At 54.8% G+C, this 23,735-nt stretch carries 25 protein-coding genes; 8 read left to right on the forward strand and 17 right to left on the reverse strand.

The genetic code is table 11. The annotated features are described in order from the left end of the window. The first annotated feature begins 8 nt into the window (after positions 1–8). Genes ACZ5FM_RS25560 through ACZ5FM_RS25570 form a run of 3 tightly spaced genes read left to right on the forward strand, consistent with a single transcriptional unit; the run spans position 9 to position 2,352 of the window. Complete coding sequence (locus ACZ5FM_RS25560) at positions 9–557, forward strand: TRAP transporter small permease (RefSeq protein ID WP_312950342.1); 549 nt, start codon at positions 9–11, stop codon at positions 555–557. Continuing rightward, positions 554–1,834, forward strand: a complete 1,281-nt coding sequence (locus ACZ5FM_RS25565) for a TRAP transporter large permease (RefSeq protein ID WP_312950339.1) — start codon at positions 554–556, stop codon at positions 1,832–1,834. The genes ACZ5FM_RS25560 and ACZ5FM_RS25565 overlap by 4 nt, the downstream gene beginning before the upstream one ends. Next, positions 1,834–2,352 (forward strand): gluconokinase, encoded by a 519-nt coding sequence (locus tag ACZ5FM_RS25570; RefSeq protein WP_312950336.1) that lies wholly within the window; start codon positions 1,834–1,836, stop codon positions 2,350–2,352. The genes ACZ5FM_RS25565 and ACZ5FM_RS25570 overlap by 1 nt, the downstream gene beginning before the upstream one ends. Here ACZ5FM_RS25570 and ACZ5FM_RS25575 read toward each other — a convergent pair whose 3' ends face one another. Together ACZ5FM_RS25575 and ACZ5FM_RS25580 are read right to left on the reverse strand one after the other, a co-directional pair. Then, a complete protein-coding gene (locus ACZ5FM_RS25575) occupies positions 2,353–3,270 on the reverse strand; it encodes a LysR substrate-binding domain-containing protein (protein WP_312950334.1) in 918 nt (305 codons plus the stop codon). Positions 3,271–3,434: 164 nt separating this feature from the next. Continuing rightward, entirely contained in the window at positions 3,435–3,899 is a 465-nt protein-coding gene (locus tag ACZ5FM_RS25580) for an Lrp/AsnC family transcriptional regulator (protein ID WP_312950331.1), read from the reverse strand. A 116-nt stretch (positions 3,900–4,015) separates the two neighbouring features. Between ACZ5FM_RS25580 and ACZ5FM_RS25585 the strand changes: the two genes are divergently transcribed. Then, entirely contained in the window at positions 4,016–4,849 is an 834-nt protein-coding gene (locus tag ACZ5FM_RS25585) for a PhzF family phenazine biosynthesis protein (RefSeq protein ID WP_312950328.1), read from the forward strand. Positions 4,850–4,855: 6 nt separating this feature from the next. Here the strand turns inward: ACZ5FM_RS25585 and ACZ5FM_RS25590 are convergent, their stop codons facing one another. The 9 genes from ACZ5FM_RS25590 to ACZ5FM_RS25630 form a co-directional block, all read right to left on the reverse strand. Continuing rightward, positions 4,856–5,848, reverse strand: a complete 993-nt coding sequence (locus ACZ5FM_RS25590; RefSeq protein ID WP_312950326.1) for a lactonase family protein — start codon at positions 5,846–5,848, stop codon at positions 4,856–4,858. Next, positions 5,845–6,675: an NAD-dependent epimerase/dehydratase family protein gene (locus ACZ5FM_RS25595; protein WP_312950323.1), complete on the reverse strand. Its 831-nt coding sequence runs from the start codon at positions 6,673–6,675 to the stop codon at positions 5,845–5,847. The genes ACZ5FM_RS25590 and ACZ5FM_RS25595 overlap by 4 nt, the downstream gene beginning before the upstream one ends. 36 nt (positions 6,676–6,711) lie before the next feature. After that, on the reverse strand, positions 6,712–7,776 hold the full coding sequence (locus ACZ5FM_RS25600) for an Ldh family oxidoreductase (RefSeq protein ID WP_312950321.1): 1,065 nt from the start codon (positions 7,774–7,776) through the stop codon (positions 6,712–6,714). Further along, positions 7,773–8,567 carry an ABC transporter ATP-binding protein gene (locus ACZ5FM_RS25605; RefSeq protein WP_409515620.1) on the reverse strand — a complete coding sequence of 265 codons (795 nt, stop codon included), beginning with the start codon at positions 8,565–8,567 and terminating at the stop codon, positions 7,773–7,775. Before ACZ5FM_RS25605 ends, ACZ5FM_RS25600 begins: the two co-directional genes overlap by 4 nt. Then, complete coding sequence (locus ACZ5FM_RS25610) at positions 8,564–9,445, reverse strand: ABC transporter ATP-binding protein (RefSeq protein WP_312950511.1); 882 nt, start codon at positions 9,443–9,445, stop codon at positions 8,564–8,566. Before ACZ5FM_RS25610 ends, ACZ5FM_RS25605 begins: the two co-directional genes overlap by 4 nt. Then, entirely contained in the window at positions 9,420–10,256 is an 837-nt protein-coding gene (locus tag ACZ5FM_RS25615) for an ABC transporter permease (RefSeq protein WP_312950508.1), read from the reverse strand. The genes ACZ5FM_RS25610 and ACZ5FM_RS25615 overlap by 26 nt, the downstream gene beginning before the upstream one ends. Positions 10,257–10,339: 83 nt before the next feature. Then, positions 10,340–11,371 (reverse strand): ABC transporter permease, encoded by a 1,032-nt coding sequence (locus tag ACZ5FM_RS25620; RefSeq protein ID WP_250984041.1) that lies wholly within the window; start codon positions 11,369–11,371, stop codon positions 10,340–10,342. An 84-nt stretch (positions 11,372–11,455) separates the two neighbouring features. Further along, positions 11,456–13,060: an ABC transporter substrate-binding protein gene (locus tag ACZ5FM_RS25625; protein ID WP_312950319.1), complete on the reverse strand. Its 1,605-nt coding sequence runs from the start codon at positions 13,058–13,060 to the stop codon at positions 11,456–11,458. Positions 13,061–13,107: 47 nt separating this feature from the next. Beyond that, positions 13,108–14,256: a mandelate racemase family protein gene (locus ACZ5FM_RS25630; RefSeq protein WP_312950316.1), complete on the reverse strand. Its 1,149-nt coding sequence runs from the start codon at positions 14,254–14,256 to the stop codon at positions 13,108–13,110. Between the two features lie 452 nt (positions 14,257–14,708). Between ACZ5FM_RS25630 and ACZ5FM_RS25635 the strand changes: the two genes are divergently transcribed. Together ACZ5FM_RS25635 and ACZ5FM_RS25640 are read left to right on the forward strand one after the other, a co-directional pair. Continuing rightward, entirely contained in the window at positions 14,709–15,464 is a 756-nt protein-coding gene (locus ACZ5FM_RS25635) for a FadR/GntR family transcriptional regulator (protein ID WP_312950313.1), read from the forward strand. Positions 15,465–15,600: 136 nt separating this feature from the next. Continuing rightward, complete coding sequence (locus tag ACZ5FM_RS25640) at positions 15,601–16,170, forward strand: hypothetical protein (protein ID WP_464041199.1); 570 nt, start codon at positions 15,601–15,603, stop codon at positions 16,168–16,170. A gap of 102 nt (positions 16,171–16,272) precedes the next feature. Here ACZ5FM_RS25640 and ACZ5FM_RS25645 read toward each other — a convergent pair whose 3' ends face one another. The 5 genes from ACZ5FM_RS25645 to ACZ5FM_RS25665 form a co-directional block, all read right to left on the reverse strand. Beyond that, positions 16,273–16,491 (reverse strand): DUF6500 family protein, encoded by a 219-nt coding sequence (locus ACZ5FM_RS25645; protein ID WP_312950308.1) that lies wholly within the window; start codon positions 16,489–16,491, stop codon positions 16,273–16,275. A gap of 41 nt (positions 16,492–16,532) precedes the next feature. Next, a complete protein-coding gene (dinB, locus tag ACZ5FM_RS25650) occupies positions 16,533–17,621 on the reverse strand; it encodes a DNA polymerase IV (RefSeq protein ID WP_312950305.1) in 1,089 nt (362 codons plus the stop codon). A 12-nt stretch (positions 17,622–17,633) separates the two neighbouring features. Beyond that, a complete protein-coding gene (locus tag ACZ5FM_RS25655; protein ID WP_312950303.1) occupies positions 17,634–19,703 on the reverse strand; it encodes an ATP-dependent helicase in 2,070 nt (689 codons plus the stop codon). 247 nt (positions 19,704–19,950) lie between these two features. Then, a complete protein-coding gene (locus ACZ5FM_RS25660) occupies positions 19,951–21,177 on the reverse strand; it encodes a PQQ-dependent sugar dehydrogenase (RefSeq protein ID WP_312950300.1) in 1,227 nt (408 codons plus the stop codon). 148 nt (positions 21,178–21,325) lie between these two features. After that, entirely contained in the window at positions 21,326–21,775 is a 450-nt protein-coding gene (locus tag ACZ5FM_RS25665) for a hypothetical protein (protein ID WP_312950297.1), read from the reverse strand. Between the two features lie 207 nt (positions 21,776–21,982). Between ACZ5FM_RS25665 and ACZ5FM_RS25670 the strand changes: the two genes are divergently transcribed. Beyond that, on the forward strand, positions 21,983–22,699 hold the full coding sequence (locus ACZ5FM_RS25670; protein ID WP_250984032.1) for a Crp/Fnr family transcriptional regulator: 717 nt from the start codon (positions 21,983–21,985) through the stop codon (positions 22,697–22,699). Between the two features lie 52 nt (positions 22,700–22,751). Next, positions 22,752–22,997, forward strand: coding sequence for a DUF6894 family protein (locus tag ACZ5FM_RS25675; RefSeq protein WP_250984031.1), 246 nt, complete (start codon positions 22,752–22,754; stop codon positions 22,995–22,997). Between the two features lie 4 nt (positions 22,998–23,001). On the opposite strand, the gene ACZ5FM_RS25680 is transcribed toward ACZ5FM_RS25675, so the two are convergent. Continuing rightward, a complete protein-coding gene (locus ACZ5FM_RS25680; RefSeq protein WP_464041200.1) occupies positions 23,002–23,715 on the reverse strand; it encodes a Crp/Fnr family transcriptional regulator in 714 nt (237 codons plus the stop codon). Positions 23,716–23,735 lie beyond the last annotated feature (20 nt).

The raw sequence follows: 23,735 nt of genomic DNA on the forward strand, positions 1-23,735 counted from the left end.
TCGCTTTAATGTCTAGCAATACCTCTCTTCCCAGCCGCATGATCAGGATCTTCGCCGATGTTTCGGCAGGCCTCGCTGCTATGGGAATCTTTCTTGTCGTGCTTCTTCAGGTGGGCAGCCGCCTTGCAAATATACCGGTTTCCTGGACCGAGGAAGCCACACGGTTTCTGTTCGTCTGGATGGTGTTCTTGGGAGTTGCCGCAGGCTTTCGCACCGTGGAGGCAGCCCGTGTTGTGGTGTTTATCGCCTCGCTGCGGTCCGTTTTCAAATATCTGGCTGTGCCAATCTATGTCGGTTTTTCCGTGCTGTTTTTTGGACTGATGTTCTGGACCGGCGCAAGTCTGGTGCGCCAGCAGTTCATGATGAATGAAACCGCCGCAACCCTTGCCGTTCCCATGTGGGCAATTGGCATCATCATGCCGCTTTCGGCTCTTCTTGCCATTCTTGGCATCGTCGATTCCCTGCGCAACCGCCGCAACCAGATTGCGCTGCCGGAGATCGGCATTTCCCAAACCGAAACCGACATATCCGCATCCAATACGGAGAAGGCGCTATGAGCATTTTTCTTCTGGTTCTGTTTCTGGTGCTCAGCGCACTTGGCGTACCGCTCGCGGTCTCGCTTGGCCTTTCCAGCATCGCTGCAATCCTCATCTATACATCGACGCCGCTTGATTTGCTGTCACAGAGCATGTTCTCGGCCATGAATTCCTTCCTATTGGTGGCTGTGCCGCTGTTCATTCTCGTCGGTGTGCTCATGGAGCGTGGCCGCGTGGCTGAAAGGCTGTTTGACTTTGCCGAGGCATTGGTCGGCTGGCTTCCCGGTGGGTTGGGGCACGTCAACGTGGCATCGTCGGTGATTTTCGGTGGTGTTTCGGGCTCGTCCGTTGCCGATATCGCCTCGATCGGCGCAATCGAGATCAACGCCATGCAGCGCCACGGTTTCCCCAAGGGCTATGCTGTCGGCATGACACTGGTGACATCGACCTTGTCATCGATCATTCCACCGTCGATCCTCATCGTGATCGCCGGTTCCATCGCCAATGTGTCCATCGGCACGTTGCTGGTTGCGGGTCTGGTGCCTGGCCTTTTCCTGGCCTTCATGTTCATGGTTTTCAACCACTTCTATTCGGTCTATCACGGCTATAATCCCCCCAAGCCTTTTAATGTCCGGCTTGTGGTCACAACAGGCATTGCCGCGATATTGCCAATGCTGACGCCGGTCATTCTGCTTGTTGGTATCGTCGATGGTTATTTTACCCCGACCGAAGCTGCTGCCATTGCCGTGCTCTACACCATGTTCCTGTCGATTGTGCTTTATCGCACCATCCGCCCGAAGGAACTGCCATCGATCTTTATTGAAACGGCACGCACAACAGGCACCATTCTTTTTATTGCCGCGACAGCCAAACTGGCGGCATGGGTCTTCACCTATGATGGGCTGCCACAGCAGGTTGCCGAATTCCTCGGCAGCATCAGCACCGGCCCGACGATGGCACTGTTCCTGATCTTCCTGTTCCTCATCGTCATCGGCATGTTCATGGACGCTATTGCCGCCATGTTCATTCTGATCCCGGTTCTGATGCCACCGGCCATCCAGCTCGGTATCGATCCCATGCACTTCCTGATCGTGACGGTGATTACGCTGACGCTTGGCCTGATTACGCCGCCAGTCGGTGTGTGCCTGTTTGCGGTGGCGCAGGTGGCGAAAATGTCGATCGAGGATGTCATCAAGGGATCGATCCTGCCAATCAGTATCATGATGGCGGCAATCCTGGCGCTGGTGCTGTTCCCGGTCCTGACGCTTGGCCCGATCCGGTTGCTTGGATTGTACTGATGACGGACAATACGTTCATTGTGGTGATGGGCGTCTCGGGCGCTGGCAAGACAGAAATTGCCAGTGGCCTTGCCCAGGAACTGGATTGTCCGTGGCTGGAAGCGGATCAACTGCACAGTCCTGAAAACATTGCCCGGATGCGTTCCGGGCAAGGGCTTTCGGATGAGGCGCGCTGGCCGTGGCTTGCCAACGTTTGCGATGAGGCAGTTGCCCTGTCGCGGCGCCCTGTCGTGATTGCCTGCTCGGCACTGAAGCGGCGTTACCGTGATTTTATCAGGGAAAGACTAGGGCAGGTCCGTTTCATTTTTCTCGATGGCGCCGCAGAAATCATCGCGGCGCGGCTTGCCAACCGTAAGGGGCACTACGCTGGTGTATCTTTGCTGGACAGCCAGCTTGAGGCGCTGGAACCACCTGAACCGGACGAGCAGGCACTTCATTTATCGATAGGGTTGATGCCCGCAGATATCGTGCGCGCCGCCGTTAACAGCCTGACGCAGGTACGGGCAAAAAAGGCATAATCAGATGTCGGAGGGCCAGACGGAGATCGCCTCTTTCTCCCGCCACAGAGCGCTTTCCGTGCGCAACCATTCAAGGAACGCACGTACTTTCTTTTGCCTGAGATGATCTCTCGGGCAAACGATCCACTGGGTGGTTAGCCTGATCTGTGGCGGGGCCTTTACCGGGCAAATCAAGCGCCCATCACGCAATTCGCGCCACATCATCAGATTGCTTTCAAGTGCAATGCCGAAACCGTCACAGGCCGCATCGATTGCCATATGGCTGCGGTCAAAGAACACGCGTTTCCAGCGGTCCGGCGCTTCGATATTCGCAAGAGTGAACCAGCGCGGCCATTGCGCCTGCGATTTTACCGAATGGATGAGGCGATAATTGAGAACTTCCGACGGGTGCAATCCGTCTTGGGGCGCGTAGCCGGGTGCGCAGACAGGAAAAAAGTACTCTTCCGTCAGTCCTTCCACGAAAAGGCCCGGCCAGCGACCATCGCCGTGGCGAATTTCCACGTCGACCATTTCGCGGTTGAAATCGGTCGGCTCGTTGGTACCGTCCAGCCGCACTTCCAGTTCGGGGTGATTGTCGAGAAATGCGCCAAGACGCGGCAACAGCCATTTGTTGGAAACGGTCGGCGTGGCGCGGATCGTCAGTGTGGTGACCGAACGATAACCACGTATGGTGTTGGTCGCCTCGACAATACGGTCAATTTCATCGGTCACGCTGGCAAAGTAACGTTCGCCTGCCTCTGTCAGCGTGATGCGACGGCCAACCTTGCTCAGCAGCGATATGCCAAGCTGAACCTCCAGTACCTGTATCTGCTGTGTGACGGCAGAGGGTGTCACACCCAGTTCATCGGCGGCGCGTGAAATACTGCCTGCCCGTGCGACGGCGTGAAACACGGTAATGGCGCGTATAGGAACCTGCATCGCGAGTTACTTCCGGTTTGTGTTTCGGTCGCGTGCTGGATGGGAATCTCGCCTCGGACGAAATTGATTCTAAAGCATAATTGAACCGCAGTAAAAGCGGGGATTGGCTGGATTGGAAGCCTGGTCGGTTTTCCTGCGATCCGCAGAACCCTGATGGCAACAAACTATTCATTGTCCGCAAAAGGTGCGCGTCGTCTTGGTACGGGGGTTCCCTTGATGATGCTCGTATTGGTGCGCGCCTTGTCATGAAGCGGGTCTAGTAGTCGATTGAGGTCCTGAATATCTCTCAACACCATACGGGCGATGAAGCAATCGTCGCCTGTGACCGTGTCACATTGTGTGATTTCAGGGGTGTCTTGAAGAATTTTCTCAACGATGTGCAGTTTCCCCGGGAGCGGCTCGACGCGCACGATGGCTTCAAGGCTGTATCCCAGCATTTTCGAGGGGACTTCGATTGTGAAACACTCGATTACCCCTTCATCTTCAAGACGTCTGACGCGCTCCCGCACGGTCGGCGATGACAGGCCGACAGTTGAGCCAATCGCCTGTGAACTCTTGCGGCTATCCGCCAAAAGTTCGTCGATGATACTACGATCTTTCGAGTCGAGATTGATTTTCTTCATCGTCATACATTAGCTGATTTCCTTCTCAAATAGAAAGCGATATTCTCCTTGGTTTTTGAAAATAAAAGTACTTGAGACGAAACTGCTGCTAATTTGTTGGCGAAAATATTAGGAGTAGTGCTGTGCAGGTTAAACGAATTTCGGCGTTCACCAATAACGGTTTGGGAGGAAATCCGGCCGGTGTTCTGTTGACGCAAGAGCCCATTTCAACCGAGAAGATGCAGGCCATCGCCGCTGAAGTCGGTTATTCCGAGACGGTATTTGCAAGTCCGAACCCGGACGGGTCTTGGCGGGTTCGTTATTTCGCACCTGAAACAGAAGTGCCATTTTGCGGTCACGCAACAATCGCGCTGGGAGCGGTTCTCGGTGATACACAAGGACCGGGACGTTATGCCCTCAGTCTCTCTAAGGCTGAGATAGAAGTGTCTGCCGAAGAGATCGACGGGACGTGGGTAAGCACTCTTCTATCGCCGCCAACCCGCAGCAGTCCGGCCGATCCTGATCTGGTTGATGAGGCTTTGTTGTTGTTTGGCTATACAGTGGACGAGCTTGATCCTCTTTTGCCGCCGCGTCGCGCCAATGCGGGCACCGAACATCTTGTCCTGCCTCTCAACAGTCGCGACGCATTGAAGCGTATGGACTACGACCTCGACGAAGGTCGTCGTTTTATGGAAAAGCATGGGATCGGGACAGTGGCCTTTATCTTCCGTGAAGAGGAAAGACGTTTCCAGGCGCGAAACGCCTTTGCAATTGGCGGGGTGCTTGAAGACCCTGCAACAGGTGCAGCAGCGGCCGCTTTTGCAGGAATGTTGCGTGACCTGCAAATACTCAGCGATGGCACCTTTGTCATTCATCAAGGCGAGAACATGGGGCAGCCGAGCCGGATTGAGGTTACGCTCACAGAAACCCCTGGCGCCCCCGTCTCGGTAAGAGGCCGCTCGTCCGTCATTGTTTGACTGTTTTCAATCCAACGCAATGGAGATGACCCAACTGGGACGCTCTCCAGTTGCAAAGTCCCGTCGGCGAACTATGCTGCCGTCAGATGTCAGGCTGTGGATCGCAGCACGATTACCGCGAAAACCAAGGGTGGTGACAAACTGGCCCTGCGGGTCGATAAAAAATGCGCGAGGATAATCGGGGGTGATCACTTCATTTCGAAGGGCAGGGTGTCTGGTGTCGGGGTCAATATCCAGACATATGAGCCGGTTGGTGTTGCGCTCGGTCACCAAAAGGCTTCTGCCTTCGTCAAAAAGCGCAATTTCGCCGGACATGGCGGGGCTATTGTCGTCGATGATGGCAAGGGTATGAACAATCTCCATCTTAGCTCCGAGCGAGATTGTGACAACCTTGCCGCCCTCTTGCAGCAGTACATAGGCAAAACAGCGATCCGCGCTGATGGCCAGATGGCGTGGACCGGAGTTGTTCTCCATGGATATCTGGTCGTGGAAAGTCAGCGCGCCGTTTTCGGGATCGAAGTCAAAGCGCCTGACCAGATCGCCTCGACAGGACGTTGCTAATGCGAGATGGCCTGAAACCATGAGGCAGTGCGCCATCGGGCCTGCCGTAACCCGATCTGTTGACCGCATGACCCGCCCGTCATCATCGAGTGAAAACACCGCGCCATCCTCTCCTCCGGCGGCGAGAAGATGTTTTTCATCATCAGCAAGCGATAGATGGCAAATATTCTGTTCGATTGGGAAGCTGGCCAGTAACACTGCACCGGGCCAACTGCGGTCAATTGCAAAACTGTGAATGGCACGACTGTCACCCCGCCATGCTAGCCAGAACCTATCGCCGGAACCAGAAACAGCCATGGGGGCTGCATCTCCCGGCCCGATTGCTCCGGGCACAGCGACGGCCCCCAGATCAATCAACGACCAGTCAGCCGTATCCAGTACGTGGAACTGAATATTGGCAGATCGGGCATTGCAGATGGCAATCAGATGTCGGCTCATTCTCCAACCCGTCGGTTTGCCAGCCACTCCAGATTGCCGGTAAAATCCCGTCCGGCATGATTGGCACCCTGCAACACCGTGGCGACATCGTTCTTATCAGGCGTGGTCATGGCAACCTCTGATGCATATGTCTCCGCATTGTCTTGCGGTGCATAGCCGAGTTGATAGGCACGGTCGTTACGCCACCAGCTTCGACTATTGTTAGAAACACCATAGACGATTTCATTGTGATATTCAGCCTGCAGTCCGACCCGGATCAGTGAGGCGAGATCACGTGGCGAAACCCAGGTCGCCAGTTCCCGTTCAATGGACGGTGTTTCGCGGTATGTGCCGATGCGAATGGAAAAACACTTGATGTTGAATTTGTCGGCGTAGCAGCTGCCCAATGCCTCACCGAAGACTTTTGTGATGCCGTAACGCGAGTCAGGTCGTGCAGCTTCCGTCCCGCTTAGCGTCTGTGTCGCAGGATACATGCCACTGGCATGATTTGAGCTGCCAAAGATGACACGTTTGACGTCCTGTTGCCGCATTGCCTCCCAAAGATTTGTGCAGGTGACAATGTTTGGGCCGAGCAGCTCGGACCATTCGCGTTCACGCGGTTGACCAGCCAGATGTATGACCGCGTCGACACCGTCACAGAGCCGTTTTGCCTGTTCGGGGTCGGTCAAATCAGCCTGAACCCACTCGTCGTTTCCAGACCTGGATGTTGCCGAGGGATTAGCCGGGCGGATGTCGGTCAACCGCCAGAACTCTCCATGATGTGGCAAAAGACGTGCAACGTCAGTTCCGATGACGCCGGCAGCACCGGTCAGTAGAATTTTCCGCATATTATCATATCCGTCCGGGATGTTTGCGCCAAGTCGTCATGAGACCAACACGGGCATGTCGATTTTCAACTTCACCGCCCACTCTTCCAGTTTCTGGTAGATTGGCGCAATCAACGGCACACCCTGCGACAGGTGTCTGGCGCGGTTGTTCAGTGCCCTATCACCGGGCAGTCTTACGGCCTTGTCGGGATCAGCCGGTTTGTTGGCCCTGATATTGCGCGCGAGATGGCCAAGTTCCGTTTCCAATGCCGAGCGCCCGCCAAAAATCTCTGGGTCAAAAACCTGCAGGAACACATTGGCCTGCCAGCCTTGCGGACCGGTGTGACGACCGTTGCCAGAAAGACCGTGGGTTAACGCCTCGACCACAATGCCAAGCCCTGTGCCTTTGTGACCGGAGGCCATGCCGCCCAGCGGCAGGATTGAGCCCGGCGGATCGGTAAAGCGCACAGCGGGGTCGCGACTGGCGCAGCCGGCATTGTCAGCCAGCAATTCGTCGCCGAAAAGCCGGTTTTGCTCCGACAGACGCCGGACCATGCCATTGGTGGTCGTTGAGGTGCTGACGTCAACCAGGATTGCACCTTCGGTGCCGGGGAAACCCCAAGCGAGCGGATTGGTCGACAGCAGCGGGGCCGTGCCACCGAATGGCAACACACAGGCCTCCGTCGGGTCCGAAACGGTGATCATTGCAACCATGCCCTGTTCAACGACTGGTCGCAAATAGGCAACAAGGCTTGCCGTGTGATGGCTTCTGGCAATGGCAAGCGTGAACGTGCCGTTTTCATGAGCGCGCTTCACGCCCTGCCTGAAACCTTCCGTCAGTAACCATGGGCCGGGCAGAAAACATCCGTCCCACAACATGGCGGCAGGACAATCCCTGAGGACTTCGGGCTGTCCCGACCGGGCCATGCCGCCGTTCTCCAAGGCTGAAAGATAGGCAGGCAACAGGGCCAAGCCGTGCGTGTCGTGCCCCATCAAGTCACCCTCAACAAGCACTTCCGCAACCGTTGGCGCCATGCTGGAGGCAAGGCCCGCAGCACACAATGCGGATGTGGCAAAATCGCGCAAACCTGCGGCGTCATGAAGACTGGTTCTTTCCATCATGTCGCCTCTGTCCTCACACGCCCGCGGGTCAGATCATCGGCCATGGCGCGGTCGTAACTGCGGCTGGCCTCATAAAGGGTGCGGGTATAGTCCTGTTGCGCATCACCTGACATCAGTTGGCTGACGGGCAAAATTTCCTCGATCCGGCCGCCCTGCATCACCGCAAGCCGGTCGCAGAGATGGGCGATGACCGACAGGTCATGGCTGACCATGATGTAGGTCAGACCACGTTCCTTGCGGACATCCGACAGCAGGTTGAGGATTTCTGCCTGCACTGATACGTCGAGCGCGGATGTCGGTTCATCAAGTAGAAGTACCGAAGGCTCCAGGATCAGCGCGCGGGCAATGGCGACACGTTGCCTCTGACCACCAGATAGCTGATGCGGATAACGATACCGCGCCGCAAGCGGTAAGCCGACTTGCTCAAGGATTGTGTTAACACGCCGGTTGATATCACCAATGCCGTGTATCTTCAGTGGGGAAGAAAGAGTGCTGTCAATCGTGTGCCGCGGGTGCAGGGAGCCATAGGGATCCTGAAACACCATCTGAATTTGCCGATAATGGCTCTTTTGGATTTTTCCGCCGATCGGATGTCCGTTCACATCGATCTTTCCGGTCCAGTGTGTGTAAAGACCTGCAATGCACCGCAGGACAGTCGATTTTCCCGAACCGCTTTCGCCCACCAGTCCGAATATCTCACCCTTCGACACGTCAAAATTCACGTCGAACAGTACCTGATGGCCGTCATGCCCCGCGCCGAAGGAAAGGTTCAGTTCTTCAACCCTGATCATGGATATTGCTCCTTTTGTGCAAGCCATGCCGGATCACGGCGCAAGACAGGTAAAGCCGGTCGACGTGTTTCCAGTGACGGCAGGGAATCCAGCAGGCCTCGGCTGTATGGATGTTGGACTTTGTCGAGGTCCTTGGCAGCAATGGTTTCCATGACCTGGCCGCCATACATGATGACAACCCGGTCGCAGAACGATCGCACGAGGTTGAGGTCATGGCTGATGAAAATCAGGCCCATGCCGCGCTTGCGCACGAGATCATCAAGAATGGCCAGAATTTGTAGTCTGACAGTCACATCGAGCGCCGACGTCGGTTCATCGGCGATAATCACGTCAGGATCCGAAATCAACATCATGGCAATCATGATGCGTTGACCCATGCCCCCGGACACCTGATGCGGGTAGAGGCCATAGACCCGTTCGGGTGAACGAATTTGTACCGCTTCGAGCATCTCAAGGGCATTTTTTTTGGCCTCATGGCGGCCGACCTTGTGATGCGCACGATAGGCCTCTGCAATCTGCTCACCGACGGTGATGACCGGGTTGAGCGAGAATTTCGGATCCTGGAGGATCATCGAGATGCGTGCGCCGCGGATTTGGCGCATTTCGCGCGGGCTTGCGCTAAGAATATCTGTGCCACGGAAACGCAGTGCCTTGGCTTCGACAACTGCGTTTGGTGACAAAAGTCCCAGCAGGGCGCGACCAACTGTTGATTTTCCAGAGCCGCTCTCACCGACAATCGCAAGTTTTTCGCGTCCAAGTGTGAAGGACAGGCCGCGCACGGCGGTCATGTCACCAGACCGTAGCCGGAACTTCACCCAAAGATCGTCAACTTCGATCAGAGGTTCGGCATCATCATTTACGTTTGGGATCGAGGACATCACGCAGGCCATCTCCAAAAAGGTTGAAAGCGAGACTGACGATCATGATCGCAAGTCCGGGGAAGGTGATGACCCACCAGCTGTCGAGCATATATTGCCGACCGGTTGAGGTCATGGCACCCCACTCAGGGGCCGGAGGCTGGGCGCCGAGGCCGAGAAAACCGAGACCGGCTGCAGTCAGGATCACAGACGCCATCGCAAGTGTCTGGCGCACGATGACAGATGGCAGGCACATCGGCAGAATAGAGCCGAATATGATGCGCAGGTCACTGGCGCCTTGAAGCCTCATGGCCGCTATGTAGTCGGCATCCCGCACAGTCATGGTTTCGGCGCGTGCGAGGCGAGCGATGCTGGGCCAGCCTGTAAGGGCAATAGCCAGCACGGCCTGTTCCAGACCAGGTCCGAGCACTGCTACGAAGGCCAGTGTCAGGATCAGGCTGGGAAATGCGAGAAACAGGTCCGTAATACGCATCACAACCAGATCAACGATGCCACCGAAGTAACCGGAGACAGCGCCAACGATCAGGCCGATCGGGGCAACCGTGATGGTCACCAGCGCCACAATGTAGAGGGTGACGCGCGAACCATAGACGATACGGCTCCAGATATCGCGACCGTATTCATCCGTCCCGAACCAGTTTGCCAGGGATGGTGGCTGCAGAGCGGTGCGAAGATTTTGTATGGTTGGATCGTGGGTGGCAATCAGCGGCGCAAATATTGCCATAAAGATCAGCAGCGCGATGATGACTAGACCGATGAGCGCAAGCCGGTTTCCAAGCAATTCCAGACAGCCCAAGGCCAAACGCTGCATCAGCGCTTCGCGAGGGGACTTTGCGTCACGCAGAAGAAACGGCCGTTCCGGCGACGTGGTGCCTTTGAGAGGGATGATATCGCTCATCGCGTCGTCCTCGGATCAAATATCTTGTAGAGAAAATCGGTGAACATATTCAGAGTGATAAAGATCACACCGACCAGCAAAACACAGACCATAATCGCGTTCATATCGCCCAGTAACAGGTTGTTGGTCAGGTACTGGCCAAAGCCTGGCCATGCAAAGATCGTTTCGATCAGCAATGCACCTTCGAGCATCGATCCATAGGCCAGTGCCACAACAGTCAGAAGCTGCACTCGGATGTTGCGAAATGCATGGCCCCAGACAACCCGGGAAGGCGAAAGGCCTTTTACCTGCGCGGTGATGATGTATTCCTGCCCCAACTGATCGAGCATGAAGCTGCGGGTGAGCCGGCATAAAGATGCCATGGAGGCATACCCAAGGATCGATGCGGGAAGGATGATGTGCCTTATTGCGCTCCAGAACACGTCCCATTCACCAGCAACAGCGGAATCAATCAGGATAATGCCGGTGACCGGTTGAACAAGATCATCATAATAGCTGGCGACACGACCCGATCCGCCGACCACGCCGAGCCAGGCATAAAAGATCAACAACCCGACCATGCCCAACCAGAAAATCGGCACCGAATGGCCAAGGAGCGTGATGACACGAATGAAGTGATCAACCAGTGTATTGCGCTTGACGGCAGCAAGAACGCCAAGGGGAATGCCGATACCTGCTCCGATCAGCAGCGCTAGGCTGCCAAGTTCAATCGTCGCAGGGAACACCCTGAGGATATCGTCGCGGACTTGGTTCCCGGTCAGTAGGGCGGTACCAAAGTCCCCAGTGATAATACGGCCGATATAAAGGCGGAACTGTTCCCAGATGGGTTGGTCCAGTCCCAGACGTCTGGTCATCGCCTCATAGGTCTGGGAATCCGCATCCGGACCAACCAGTCTTGACACGATATCGACCGGCATGACCTGGCCGAGAAAGAAAGTCAGTGTCACCAGCAGAAAAAGCGTGACGATGACCGAGGAAAGCAGCTGGACGATACCGTCCGCACGCCTTGGCAGCAATTTACGAAACATGGAAATTTCCCGAGTTTGTCCGGCGGAACGTCCTTGTTCCGCCGGTCTTCTGGGTGATTGCGATCAGATGACCCAAAGAAATACCTAGCGGTCCTTTTCGAGGGTGCGGTATCGCGTCGTCTGGTAGGGATGGGCGATGTAATTCTTCAGATCTGCCTGATAGACAACCGTGTCGTAGCTCTGAGAGATGACCTGGATAGATGGTACCAGCTCCTCATAGAGCGTCTGGATCTTTTCATAGCTCGCGCGCTGTTTTTCCGCGTCCGGTTCGATCAGCGCTGCGTCCAGCAACTCGTTGATCTCCTTGGATTGGAAAGAGGTTCGCCATGCCTGAAGCGTATAGAGCTTGGCTTCGTCGGTGTTGTTTGGGTTGTAAACAAGCGACAGCAGGCTGGTGTATGGATGCGAGCCGTTGCGATCACCGCCGCGGCCAACAACCATTTCAAACTTGCGATCACGCATGGCCCCATATGTCTGGTCGCCATTGCCAGTGATGATCTCGGCTGTGATGCCGCCTTGTGCGAGTGACGCCTGAATGGCAGTTGCAACATTTACAAAAGGCGAGTCTGCCAGAACCCGGATCGTTGTCTTGAAGCCGTTGGGATAACCTGCGGCGGCAAGCTGCTCCTTGGCGAATGCCGGGTCGAGCTTGTAGCCCGGATCAGGCAAACTACCGGGCAGGCCGGGAGACAGCGGACGCTGATGCAATTTGCCGTAGAAGGGCAGGATTGTTTCGTTGATGCCCTCGTAATCGATCAGATGGCGTAATGCCAGGCGAACCCGCTGATCCTTAAATTTCTCGTCCTTCATGCTGACGGCGAGATAATAGACGTTACCACTTGGTACTTCGGCGGTGGCCAGCTTTTCATCGGTCTGCAATGCTTTGACGTCGGCGACAGACATGCCCATCGCAATGTCGATATCATCGCGCTGCAGCGCCAGACGCTGTGACTGGCTTTCTGGCATATGGCGGTAGATGATGCGGCGCATCTTCGCGGGCCCGGACCAATGGTCGTCTACCCGTTGCAGCACGACGGTGTCATTGGCCTGCCAGCGCACTAATTTAAATGGGCCGGAGCCTGCACTGTTGGTCGTCAGCCAAGCTTGACCGAAGTCACCATTCTTCTCGTGCTCCATGGCAAGCTTGCTGTCGATGACCATGCCTATGCCGGAACCGGCGATGACGCCGAGGATCAGGTCCGGATCGCTTGCTTTAGGCAATCGGACAACGACCGTATGGTCGTCAGGCGCGGTTATCATTTCCGCAATGTTCTTCTCGTTGTAGCCGAAGACACGAATGTTGGAGCCACCGATGCCAAGAGCAAATGCACGGGTCACCGACCACACGAAGTCTTTGGCAGTCAAAGGATTTCCGGAGTGGAATTTAACGTCGTCACGCAATTTGAAAGTGATGGTGTCACGGGCGTCGTTTACCTCCCAGCTGGACGCAAGGCGTGGGTGAAACACACCTTTTTCGACCGGATCTGTCTCGAGGAGACTGTCATAGATGTTGCTATTGACCTCTGTCGATTCCCGGCCGCTCATTGCAGAGGGGTCGAGCGACAACATGTTGACCAAACTAACGCCAACGATCAGCTGGTCCGGTGGCGTTTCTGCCAGAGCGGGCATGCCTGCGCATGCGAGTAACGCTACAAGGCTGGCGGATTTGAGAAATGTTCCTATACGCATCGAATACCTTCCTCCTCAAAGGCATAGTTGCAGATGGATTATGTATTTCAGGGGACCTGATGATCCCGGATGTAGTCGAAGTTGATATCGTCACCGATCCCCGGGATATCAGGGGCATGCACATAGCCCTCTTCATCCATCGGGTCGCAGATGGTGTTGAGATAAAGGGCAGGAACCTCATAATCGAGGAACGGGTGCAGCAGTCCACGTTCGTAATATGTGCAGTTCGGCACGGTCATGCAGAGCGACAGATTGGCAGCGCCGTTTCCGTGAAGCTCGCAATCCAGCCCGTGGGATTCCGCAAGGTGCGCAACCTTGATCATTGGGGTGATGCCACCCGCATTCAGCACGCCACACCGCATGATGTCGCTTGCATCATTGCGGATCCATTCTGCTCTGGTGTGATGTTTCCCCGGCGCGGATTCCGGTCCGATAACCGGTATAGACAGGTTTTGTGACAGCCAGCGATAGGATGACATGCTGGTTTCATCCATGGGTTCCTCAAACCACAGGAAGTCCAATTCTTCCAACGCCTTGCCAATTTTTAACGCGTTGCTACGGCTGTACCAGTGATATCCATCCAGCATCAAAGCGATATCGGGGCCAACGGCATCACGCACTGCAGCACAGGCTGCGATATCGAGCTTTACGTTAGGCGCACCCTTTGCCGGCGGCATCCAGGTATGAAGCTTGATGGCTTTGTAACCGCGCGCGACCAGAGTCTTGGCGAAACGGCCATAGTCTTCCGGCGTCGACAGGCCGCCTTCCAACTCATCTCCACACATGATGGAACCATAGGCCAGGATCTTGTTGCGGTAGGTTCCAATCAACCGGTGCATTGGCAGGCCCAAGGCACGTCCGGCCAGATCCCACAGAGCCTGATCGACGGCGCCGATGGACCGGTCGGCCAGATGTCCACCCGACCCCCGCTGCTGACGTTCGATCCGCTGCCAGAGACGTTCGCGCGCCATCGGATCTTCGCCGATAAGCATGGGGCGGAAAAATTTATCGACGATAGCTGGACGCAGGGCGTCCGGGCTTTGAAACGCGTAACCTTCGGACCCGTCGTCTGCCCGGACGGTAAGCATTGCCTGCGTGGCATCCTTTTCTGGCCCGGGATGGGAGTGCCCGTGGCTGTCCTGATGCTTGCGGGTCTTGTGCACAAACTTCGTCACAATGACGTCGGTGATCTTCATGAAATGCCTCCTCAGTCATCGCCTCATGCGCCCTCTTCCTCCAGGGCGCGTCAGTGAGATGACGGGATGTTTTTATTCGCAAAAGAGAATGGGCGTCAATAGTTGTGTGATGACTTGTCATAAAAAAGTACGTGTTTTATAAATTTGTCTATTTTTCAATCGCAAGTATTACGTTGGATATGCTTTTCTATAGATGCGAGATATGAAGTTCGATTTTAATCTATCTACATCAGACGTTTATGATGGTTTTCGTGCGAGGTAAGTTAAAAATAGTTTCAGAAATATCGAACTTACACATCATACAAGTTATCAATATGTTGCGCGAAGGTCGTGTAAATTTCGCGTTTTGTGAGATTGGTTATTGTGTCCTGGATAAAAATTTCGAACACTTGACATACAAGTGAATGTTGGCAAAGGTTGTTCAACACGGTTCCTAACGGAGAGGACATTCTTTGGGGCTTGAGCGCCAGACACACGGTCGGAAAAAAGGTGGGACACTTGCCTTCCACTTAAGCGGTGAACTGCGTCAGCAAATTCGGGATGGCATGTTTCGCGCCGGGGACAAGTTGCCGAGTGAAACCCAACTGACGGAGGCCCATGGGGTTAGTCGCACAGTCGTGCGAGAAGCAATCGCCTCTCTTCGTGCTGACGGGCTTGTTGAGGCCAGGCAGGGGGCAGGGGTGTTTATCCTGACCTCCAGCCCGATTGATCCGGCAACGCCACGCCTTCAGGACATGGACCCAAACCGGATTTCCTCCGTACTGGAGATGCTTGAAATCCGTGTTGCGGTTGAATCGGAAGCGGCTGCCCTTGCTGCCTTGAGACGTTCGCCGCAACAGGAAGAACATATTATCGAATGTCACCACGCCCATATGAGGCAGATACAGGCCGGTCTACCAACCGCTGAGGCGGAATATGCGCTGCATCTTGCTGTGGCGAAGGCGGCCAATTCTCCAAAATTTGTGGCCTTCATGACACTGATCGGCGAAGCCTTGGTGCCGAGAATTATCCTGAACAAACGAAGCGAAGCCGGCGAAACTGAATATCTAGCGCAATTGCACGAGGAGCATGGCCGGATTGTCGATGCCATTTCGGCGGGCGATGAACATGCAGCGCGTGAAGCAATGCGTGCGCACCTGAATGGAAGTCAGGCTCGTTACCGTTTGTTGCAACGGCAAAACAGCGACATCACGACCAAGTCGGGATAAACGCCTGCCGTGTACATGGCATTTGGTGGTTGTTACAGCGGAGCATGCCGACCGACATTGTCACCGCGCATTGTATGTCGCCCCCGGTATTCTGGTGGAACTCAAGTTTTGATACTCCTCAGAGTAGAGTTCCCCTATGGTGAGCTATCGCGATTCCATCTCGGGGCGCGCTGGTATTTTTCGTAGGCCTGCGTTCCGGGCCGAGTTTACAGGACCGCATATGACACGCAGTTTGCTGACGATTTTTGTTGCCCTCTTTCCCTGGACCGCCAGCGCCAACTGTATGCCTCCTTGGCAGACGCTGTTTGCCTGTAACATCAAAGGTTCAGAGGCCAGGGCAGAGTTTTGCGAAATTGCAGATCAGGAAAGCCACAAGAGCCTCAAAAGCCACTACTATACCTATGTTGTGGGAACGAAGCCGGCAGAGCTTTATTTTGAAGCGGACGGTTATTATTTCTCCACTAAAGATACGATTGCTGGTCATCCCAGCGACCTGACCATGGGGGTCGGTCTCGCCAACAAGAACTACGTCTATTCGTTTTTTGTCACTGAAGATAAGAACGATGACGGGCCTGTCCGTGATGCCGAAATCCGCGTTTACAAGTCGATAGACGCATTCAGCAACGATACAAAAAACAACGAACAGCTACGGCTGCAGTGCGATCCCGCTTCGGTCATTGCGAACAAGGACAACATTCGTCCCTGATCGGTGTTTTCTGCTTTGATGTGATGCGAACGACCACCCGGTAGGCAGTGGAGCGATCTGTCGTTCGTTTTTCTAACGCCGCTGAATGCAAATTATACGGTTTTACTGGCCAGATTTTATCATCTCGCGAACCTTCAGCGCCTTTTCAAAATGATTGAGCCTATGGGTCTTGATCCACCACTCGGCGGTTTCCATCAGCATGTCCGGGTCATCATTTTTGTTGGCAAAAAAGGCATAGAAAGAAATGCCGACGGCATCGCCTTTCTTTGCGATCTTGTCGTCACAAATGGCGATGGCTTTTGTTCTGAGACTTGCGCGCATTGGTATGCCTGAATGCTTGAGAGATTTTATTGTCGAAGTAATCAGATCGCCAGATCAAGTTGATGCTCGTGGGCCGCAGATGTTTCTCCCAGATTGGAGATTGTGACACCAAGTAACCTCACGGGTTTGCGAAATGGAAATGCGCTGGCGAGCAATTGGGCGGCGTTTTCGACCAGCTCGGCTTCACCACCGAAAAAATGCGAAACTGTCCGGCTCCGTGTGATCTGCTGAAAATCAGAATATTTGACCTTAACCGTCACCGTTTTTCCGGAATATCCGTTTGCCTCGCAATGACGCCAGATTTTCGCGACAAGCGGCACCAGTTCGGCCTTTGCCAGATCAAGCTCTACGATATCTTCAATGAATGTATCTTCGGCGCCGACCGATTTGCGCTCACGATCGGGTTGTACCTGACGGTTATCAATGCCACGCGAAATGCCGTAAAAATATGGTCCCGACTTGCCAAAGTGCTGGGCCAGAAACTCCAGCGATTTCGCTTTGAGATCGGCCCCCGTTTCAATGCCAAGCCGGTGCATCTTTTCTGCGGTTGCAGGGCCGACGCCGTGAAACTTCTTGACGGCCAATCCCTCGACAAAAGCCGCACCATTTTTTGGCGTAATGACTGCTTGTCCGTTCGGCTTGTTGAGATCAGAGGCCATCTTGGCAAGAAACTTGTTGTAGGAAATGCCGGCAGAGGCGTTAAGCCCGGTCACTGCCTTGATTTTCCCCCTGATTTCCAGGGCAATCTCAGTCGCAACCGGCATATCTCTTAGGTTTTCCGTCACGTCGAGATAAGCTTCATCCAGCGACAAAGGCTCGATGAGTGGTGTATATTCCGCAAAAATCTCGCGAATTTGCCGGGATACCGCGCGGTAAATCTCAAACCGCGGTTTCACAAAAATCAGCTGGGGGCATTTGCGCGCTGCGGTGACTGAAGGCATAGCCGAGCGAACGCCAAATTCTCTTGCCTCGTAACTTGCCGCAGCCACGACCCCACGTGCTGCGGCTCCACCAACGGCAACGGGTTTGCCCCTTAGCTCGGGATTGTCGCGCTGTTCCACTGAAGCGTAGAAAGCATCCATGTCCACGTGAATGATCTTGCGGATCGGACGGGGGCTCTCGTCAGGCATGGCTGGTCACCGTCACTTCCACATGGAGCGCATCCGCGCACCGACATCCATGCGTATCTGGGTGGCACTGCGCTCGCTGGCGTTAGGGCTTATCTTCGGCCAGCTTGTTGACTCGAAGAATTGCAGCAATGTCGCGGGAATGAAGCGGGTGCGCGAGGCGTAGACATGACGGTCACCTTGCGTGTTTTGTCCGTGGGTAAAAAAGCGTTGCGGGGTAATGAGCGAAAGGCTGTCACGCGCCCGCGTCATTCCAACGTAAAGCAAACGTCGCTCTTCTTCGATCTCGGCCGTCGTACCAACCCCGAGGTCAGAAGGAATGCAGCCATCAACCACATTGAGCATAAAAACGGAGCGCCATTCCTGACCTTTGGAAGAATGGATGGTTGACAGGATCAGGTAATCCTCATCAAGCAACGGGACCCCGGCCTGATCACTGGTCGCGTCGGGCGGATCAAGGGTCAGCTCAGTCAGAAATCTTTCCCGGTTGGCATAACCTGCTGCGATCTGCTCAAGCTGGATGAGATCGGCCTTGCGCGTGTCAGCATCCTCATGAATGCGATCAAGATAGGGCTCATACCACAGGCGAGCCAGGCCAATCTCGGCAGGCCAGCTCGCCCCCATCTTCCTCAGGCCTACCATGAGAGTGATAAACTTTGTCCAGTCTTCACCACTCTTGGGTGGAGGCGGAATCTCTGCGAGCGAGATCAGCGGCTCCGGTTCTGCCGTTATCGTGTCGAGGATTTTACCTGCCGTTTGTGGGCCAATACCCGGTAACATCTGAAGCAGCCTGAAACCCGCCACGCGGTCACGCGGGTTCTGGGCAAACCGCAGTACGGCCAGCAGGTCCTTGACATGAGCGCTGTCGAGAAACTTCAAACCGCCGAACTTCACGAATGGAATATTGCGCCTGGTCAGCTCAACTTCCAACGCACCGCTGTGGTTGGATGAGCGGAAGAGCACCGCCTGCTGTTTGAGCGATATTCCGATCTCGCGATTGGCCAGTACCTGTTCGACAATATAGGCGGCCTGATCGGTCTCGTCCTTTACGGTGACCAGCATTGGCCGCTGTTCGGACACACGGTCGGTCCACAGATTCTTGGTAAAGCGCTCCCGGGCAAGATCGATCACACCATTTGCGGCGGCAAGGATCGGCTGTGTGGATCGATAGTTCCGGTCAAGGGTAATGACATCAGCCGATTGCGGCGAAAATTCCTTCGGAAAATCGAGAATGTTGCGAATGGTAGCGGCGCGAAAGGAATAGATCGACTGTGCGTCATCGCCAACCACCGTCAGGCCCTGACCATTTGGCTTGAGCGATCTGAGAATGGACGCCTGCAGGCGGTTGGTGTCCTGATATTCATCAACGAGAATATGGTCAAAACGATTGCCGATATCTCCCGCAAGTTCCGGATCTGACACCATTTGAGCCCAGTAGAGAAGAAGGTCGTCGTAGTCGAGTACGTTTTGTGCCTGCTTGGCCTCGACATAGGCGCCAAACAACTCCTTCAACTCATTTTCCCATTCCGTGACCCAAGGCCAGGAGGTTTTAAGCGCTTCGGCAATCGAACATTCCGAATTCACCACGCGGGAATAGATGGCAAGGCACGTGCCCTTGGTCGGAAACCGGTCCCGGGTTTTGGAAAAACCGAGATCATGCCGGACGATATTCATAAGATCGGCGCTATCTTCGCGATCATGGATTGTGAAATCGATGTTCAGTCCGATCTGTTCGGCATAGATCCGCAAAAGCCGTGCGCCGATGCCGTGAAATGTGCCCGCCCATGCAAGCGCATCCGTCATGACGGCGGAGTTTTCGCCCAGAACCTGCCGGCAAATGCGCTGAACGCGCCTGGTCATTTCTGAAGCTGCCCGTCTGGAGAAGGTCATCAGCAAAATTCGGCGGGGATCGGCGCCATTGACGATGAGATGTGTGACGCGATGCGCAAGCGTATTGGTCTTGCCAGAACCAGCACCGGCAATAATTAGCAGTGGTCCGCCGATCTGCCCATCCACTGCACCGATGCCATGCACGACAGCACTTCGTTGCTGGTCATTCAGTTTTTCCAGATAGGTCGCCGTCATTTGATGCCTGTAAATGCTCTCATTTCGCGCTGCTACATAGTCCGTCACGCCATTGCTGTGATGGCGTGCAGGCCCGGACGATTCCGAAAGCCCGTAAATATTGGCGTCTGCATAACATGAAAGGAACAAAAAAGGAACATGCTGGCGTAAAATGCCGGTGTATGTGTTTCGCACCGCGCGCGCCGCTTGGCCGTTGCGCGCAGTGCTTTGACATGGCGGGCGGCGGTTAGACAGCCCGCAGTGTCAGTCAGGTTGCATTGGTAATTTTGATGATTGTCGAGTTTCCACCACCGCGTTGTTCGGTCACTGCAAAGACAGAACCGTCAGGCGCAACTTTCACATCGCGGATACGTGCTTCGAGATCGAGCCGTCCCTCATGCGAGACGCGATCACCATCCATATGGACTGCAACGATGCCTTGGCTGACAAGCCCGCCGATCAGGAAAGCGCCTTTCCATTCCGGGATCAGGTCATGATCATAATAAGCCATGCCGGAAGGCGCGATAACGGGATCCCAGTAGTAGACCGGCTGCTCGGTACCTTGCTGTGAGGTAATGCCATCTCCCACTGCGCGGCCGCTGTATTCAATGCCGTAGGTTACCTCTGGCCAACCGTAATTTTTCCCGGCTTCCGGTCGATTGAGCTCGTCGCCGCCCTTTGGACCGTGTTCGACCAGCCACAGGCGTCCCTGTCCATCGAGGGCTGCTGCTTGAACATTGCGGTGTCCCAAGCTCCAGATCTCGTCGAGCGCGCCGTCCGTGGCGACGAATGGATTGCCTTCAATTGCCTTGCCTGATGTGTCGATGCGGAAAACCTTGCCAAAACCGCTTGCCAGGTCCTGCGCGCCAGTGCGCACTTCCGCGTCTGAACGCTCGCCGACCGTCACATACAAATCACCCTGCGGTCCAAATACCAGGCGTGAACCGAAATGTTTGTCACCGTCGTAACTCGGTGTCTGCTGGAATATGGTCGTTACACCTTCGAGTTTTGCACCACCGTCGACCTCGACCAATTTTGCTGCGGCCACGGAAGTGCCGTTGCCATCTTGGCGGGGTTCTGAAAACGAGAAATAGATCATGCCGGATGTTTCAAAGTCCGGTGCGAGCGCAACGTCCAGCAGACCGCCCTGACCAGCAGAGGCTACTTCCGGAACGCCTTCAATAGGCTCGCTGACTGCACTGCCATCTTGCGAAACAATGTGCATAGCACCTTCCTTTGCCGTGACCAGCATGCGGCCATCCGGCAGGAACTCCATTGCCCACAGGTGTGGCAAGTCCTTAGCAATCACCTTCATTTCGACACGTGGCTGGTTTTCAGGCAACGGTGCCCGCGTCTGGTTTTCAAACGCCGGTGCCTGCTGCGGCGCATTTGCTTTTCCTGTTTCTGCGGTGTTGCTGTCTTGGGCCGAAACGGGAACCGCAATAAGGCTGCATGCAAGCATCGTGGTGGCGAGAATGTAGTTTTTCCTGAACATCGACAGTTGGCTCCCTTGAGTGCTGGCGGGGCAGATTGATGCCACGCTTCGTTTCAGGAACACATGCGGGCTAAATTTGTTGCAACACACCAGTTCAACAAAAATTTATCGCCTCGAGAGGTGACTGCCAGGCATTTCAGGTAGGGCGTTACCGGCCTCTGACAGATCCCCATAGAAACCCCGCCGCTGCTGCCATTGATACCCACAATAAAGGTTGGGCGCGCACCTTCTCCTCAATCGTTTCCACCTGGTCGCGAACTTCCGCTTTCGCCAATCTGGCAGATGATGTGCCGACGGAACGAATGGCGTCGGAAAGTTTTGTAATCTCGCTGCTGAGATCTCGCAGTTCCTGACGTGTAGCGTCGTCGTCACGGACGGCAGTTTTGGGTGTTATGAGGTCAGCGCTGTTTTCAATCTGCTCTGCGGCGTCAACATCGGTCCGTCCCGAAGGCACGGAGGTTTGCGTAATCGACAAAGGATCGGATGCGGGAAACGTATCTTCAATCGCGTTCTGCAGGTCGTCATTTGCGCTCTTGTCTTTGACGGCAGCCTGCTCCTTGCGGAGCGACTGGACGGCGGGCGATACTGGATTTTTCATGATTTTTCTCCTGAGCTAGTCCTTTTAAATCATCAAGAGGGCTCAGATGTTCCGTGCGAGCCAATAAATTTGGGTGGTAAGCAAGACGGCAAGTCGGGTTGCTGAACAGATTACCTGCGTATAAGCTTTCCGTAGTCGTTTGCAGGGTGTTCGAAGGCGCAGACGATGAGGGGTGCCAACTCTTGCCTCAAGACGGAAGCGAACGTCATGGTTTCAGCCAATCAGGATTCCATTCGGAACAAACTACTATCCATTCTTCCGCCCGACGATTTTTCGTTGATTGCAAAGCACCTGGAATATGTCGACTTGCCTCGTGGCACAGTTCTGGCCCGGGTGGGTGAACCGATCGATCATGTATACTTTCTGGCGTCGGGCATAGGCTCGCTGGTGACTACGACGCCTGATGGAAACAGTGCAGAGGCGGGAATTTTCGGATTTGAAGGTTATGTGCCAACAACTGCCATTGCCGAAGTGGAAACCAGTTCGCACGATGTAACGATGCAGCTTTCCGGCGATGCATATCGCGTTGACTACAAAAACTTCCGCGCTGCTATGGAAAACAGTAGCTTTTCAAAGATTGTTATTCGGTCAATCGAGGCTTTTTCAGTCCAACTTGCTCAGACAGCAGTTTCCAACGCTGTCCACGATGTCAATGAGCGGCTCGCACGCTGGCTTTTGATGTGCCACGACCGTGTGACGGGAAACGAGATCGCACTGACCCATGAGTTTATTGCGCGAATGCTGGCAGTACGTAGACCAAGCGTCACCACCTCACTTCACGTGCTGGAAGGTAACGGTTTCCTCAAATCACAACGTGGCATGATTACAATAAGGAACAGGGCTGCGCTTGAAGAGTTTGCACATGACGCTTACGGAAAGCCGGAGGCAGAGTACCGGCGTCTTATGAAGGACCTTTTCCCATGAACGTTGCAAACGAAGCCAAACATGACAACGCCCTCAGACTGATGTTGTCGATATGAGCCGATATTTCTTTCATCTACGCCGTGACGGAGAAATTGTTTCCGATGTCGAGGGCGATGACTTTTTGAATGATGATGCTGCTCGAGTGAGTGCCATTGGTGCGGTCCGAGAAATGGTTGCTGCTCTTATCAAGAGCGGGCGCGTCGTGGCTGATGAATATGTGGATGTATCGGATGACGCTGGCAAGCTTCTGTTCAGCGTATCCTTTCACGACGTCGTGCAAAATCATTTAAAAAAATAACTGATCAAAACGGACCGATCAGTCGACGATACTCCGCTTCTGGTTCGCCGTAGGCGCCCCCGGCAAATTCCTCAAGTCCCTTGCGGTCACGGATCGTCACCCTGCCGCGCTCTGCCACAACAAGCTTCATGCCTTCCAGAACATGGAACGCGTTGGTGATACTGGGTCGTCGAACCGCGAGCATCAGGGAAACGAAGTCATGGGTGAGGCTTATTTCATCGTCGTCCAGCCGATCGTGACACATCAGTAACCATCGGGCCAGGCGTTGGTCGACCTGATAATTGGCGTTGCAGAGGGCCGTGTATGATATTTGTGCGGCAAATGTCTGGATGAATCTTGCTAGCAGGTTTGCAAAGATCGGATTGGCCGACAGCTTGTCATTCACCGCGTCGATCGGCATGCGGTAGGCTTCGCCCGACACCTGCATTAGCACCTCGTGAATACTGATGGTTCCGCCCACGCCTGCCGAAGTCGGGCAAAACCCCTCACGCCCGACCATGCCAGCTTCGGAGCGTTGACCATCCTTTGATGCGGTGACCACCGACCCGATGCCACTGCAAAGAAAATAGACATACTCGATGCTGCCGTTGGCACTCGCGATGACTTCGCCTTTCGGGAGGTCAACCGGCGTCAACGCATCGGTCACACTTGCGAATTCATGGGGAGGCAAAAGAGCTAGGAGTCGACTGCGAGAGGCGGGGTGGTCCGAAACGTTCATGGCACTCGTTGACGGGCGTG

Source organism: Agrobacterium sp. 5Ca50 (assembly GCF_055381905.1).

What these genes read in the sequence shown, in the direction of transcription:
- ACZ5FM_RS25660 (WP_312950300.1), bottom strand. Translation starts at nt 21,177, where the DNA reads ATGTTCAGGAAAAACTACATTCTCGCCACCACGATGCTTGCATGCAGC.
- ACZ5FM_RS25575 (WP_312950334.1), bottom strand. Translation starts at nt 3,270, where the DNA reads ATGCAGGTTCCTATACGCGCCATTACCGTGTTTCACGCCGTCGCACGG.
- ACZ5FM_RS25610 (WP_312950511.1), bottom strand. Translation starts at nt 9,445, where the DNA reads ATGTCCTCGATCCCAAACGTAAATGATGATGCCGAACCTCTGATCGAA.
- ACZ5FM_RS25665 (WP_312950297.1), bottom strand. Translation starts at nt 21,775, where the DNA reads ATGAAAAATCCAGTATCGCCCGCCGTCCAGTCGCTCCGCAAGGAGCAG.
- ACZ5FM_RS25625 (WP_312950319.1), bottom strand. Translation starts at nt 13,060, where the DNA reads ATGCGTATAGGAACATTTCTCAAATCCGCCAGCCTTGTAGCGTTACTC.
- ACZ5FM_RS25600 (WP_312950321.1), bottom strand. Translation starts at nt 7,776, where the DNA reads ATGATGGAAAGAACCAGTCTTCATGACGCCGCAGGTTTGCGCGATTTT.
- ACZ5FM_RS25655 (WP_312950303.1), bottom strand. Translation starts at nt 19,703, where the DNA reads ATGACGGCGACCTATCTGGAAAAACTGAATGACCAGCAACGAAGTGCT.
- ACZ5FM_RS25590 (WP_312950326.1), bottom strand. Translation starts at nt 5,848, where the DNA reads ATGAGCCGACATCTGATTGCCATCTGCAATGCCCGATCTGCCAATATT.
- ACZ5FM_RS25620 (WP_250984041.1), bottom strand. Translation starts at nt 11,371, where the DNA reads ATGTTTCGTAAATTGCTGCCAAGGCGTGCGGACGGTATCGTCCAGCTG.
- ACZ5FM_RS25670 (WP_250984032.1), top strand. Translation starts at nt 21,983, where the DNA reads ATGGTTTCAGCCAATCAGGATTCCATTCGGAACAAACTACTATCCATT.
- ACZ5FM_RS25630 (WP_312950316.1), bottom strand. Translation starts at nt 14,256, where the DNA reads ATGAAGATCACCGACGTCATTGTGACGAAGTTTGTGCACAAGACCCGC.
- ACZ5FM_RS25565 (WP_312950339.1), top strand. Translation starts at nt 554, where the DNA reads ATGAGCATTTTTCTTCTGGTTCTGTTTCTGGTGCTCAGCGCACTTGGC.
- ACZ5FM_RS25640 (WP_464041199.1), top strand. Translation starts at nt 15,601, where the DNA reads ATGGTGAGCTATCGCGATTCCATCTCGGGGCGCGCTGGTATTTTTCGT.
- ACZ5FM_RS25680 (WP_464041200.1), bottom strand. Translation starts at nt 23,715, where the DNA reads ATGAACGTTTCGGACCACCCCGCCTCTCGCAGTCGACTCCTAGCTCTT.
- ACZ5FM_RS25675 (WP_250984031.1), top strand. Translation starts at nt 22,752, where the DNA reads ATGAGCCGATATTTCTTTCATCTACGCCGTGACGGAGAAATTGTTTCC.
- ACZ5FM_RS25560 (WP_312950342.1), top strand. Translation starts at nt 9, where the DNA reads ATGTCTAGCAATACCTCTCTTCCCAGCCGCATGATCAGGATCTTCGCC.
- ACZ5FM_RS25615 (WP_312950508.1), bottom strand. Translation starts at nt 10,256, where the DNA reads ATGCAGCGTTTGGCCTTGGGCTGTCTGGAATTGCTTGGAAACCGGCTT.
- dinB (WP_312950305.1), bottom strand. Translation starts at nt 17,621, where the DNA reads ATGCCTGACGAGAGCCCCCGTCCGATCCGCAAGATCATTCACGTGGAC.
- ACZ5FM_RS25595 (WP_312950323.1), bottom strand. Translation starts at nt 6,675, where the DNA reads ATGCGGAAAATTCTACTGACCGGTGCTGCCGGCGTCATCGGAACTGAC.
- ACZ5FM_RS25570 (WP_312950336.1), top strand. Translation starts at nt 1,834, where the DNA reads ATGACGGACAATACGTTCATTGTGGTGATGGGCGTCTCGGGCGCTGGC.
- ACZ5FM_RS25605 (WP_409515620.1), bottom strand. Translation starts at nt 8,567, where the DNA reads ATGATCAGGGTTGAAGAACTGAACCTTTCCTTCGGCGCGGGGCATGAC.
- ACZ5FM_RS25580 (WP_312950331.1), bottom strand. Translation starts at nt 3,899, where the DNA reads ATGACGATGAAGAAAATCAATCTCGACTCGAAAGATCGTAGTATCATC.
- ACZ5FM_RS25645 (WP_312950308.1), bottom strand. Translation starts at nt 16,491, where the DNA reads ATGCGCGCAAGTCTCAGAACAAAAGCCATCGCCATTTGTGACGACAAG.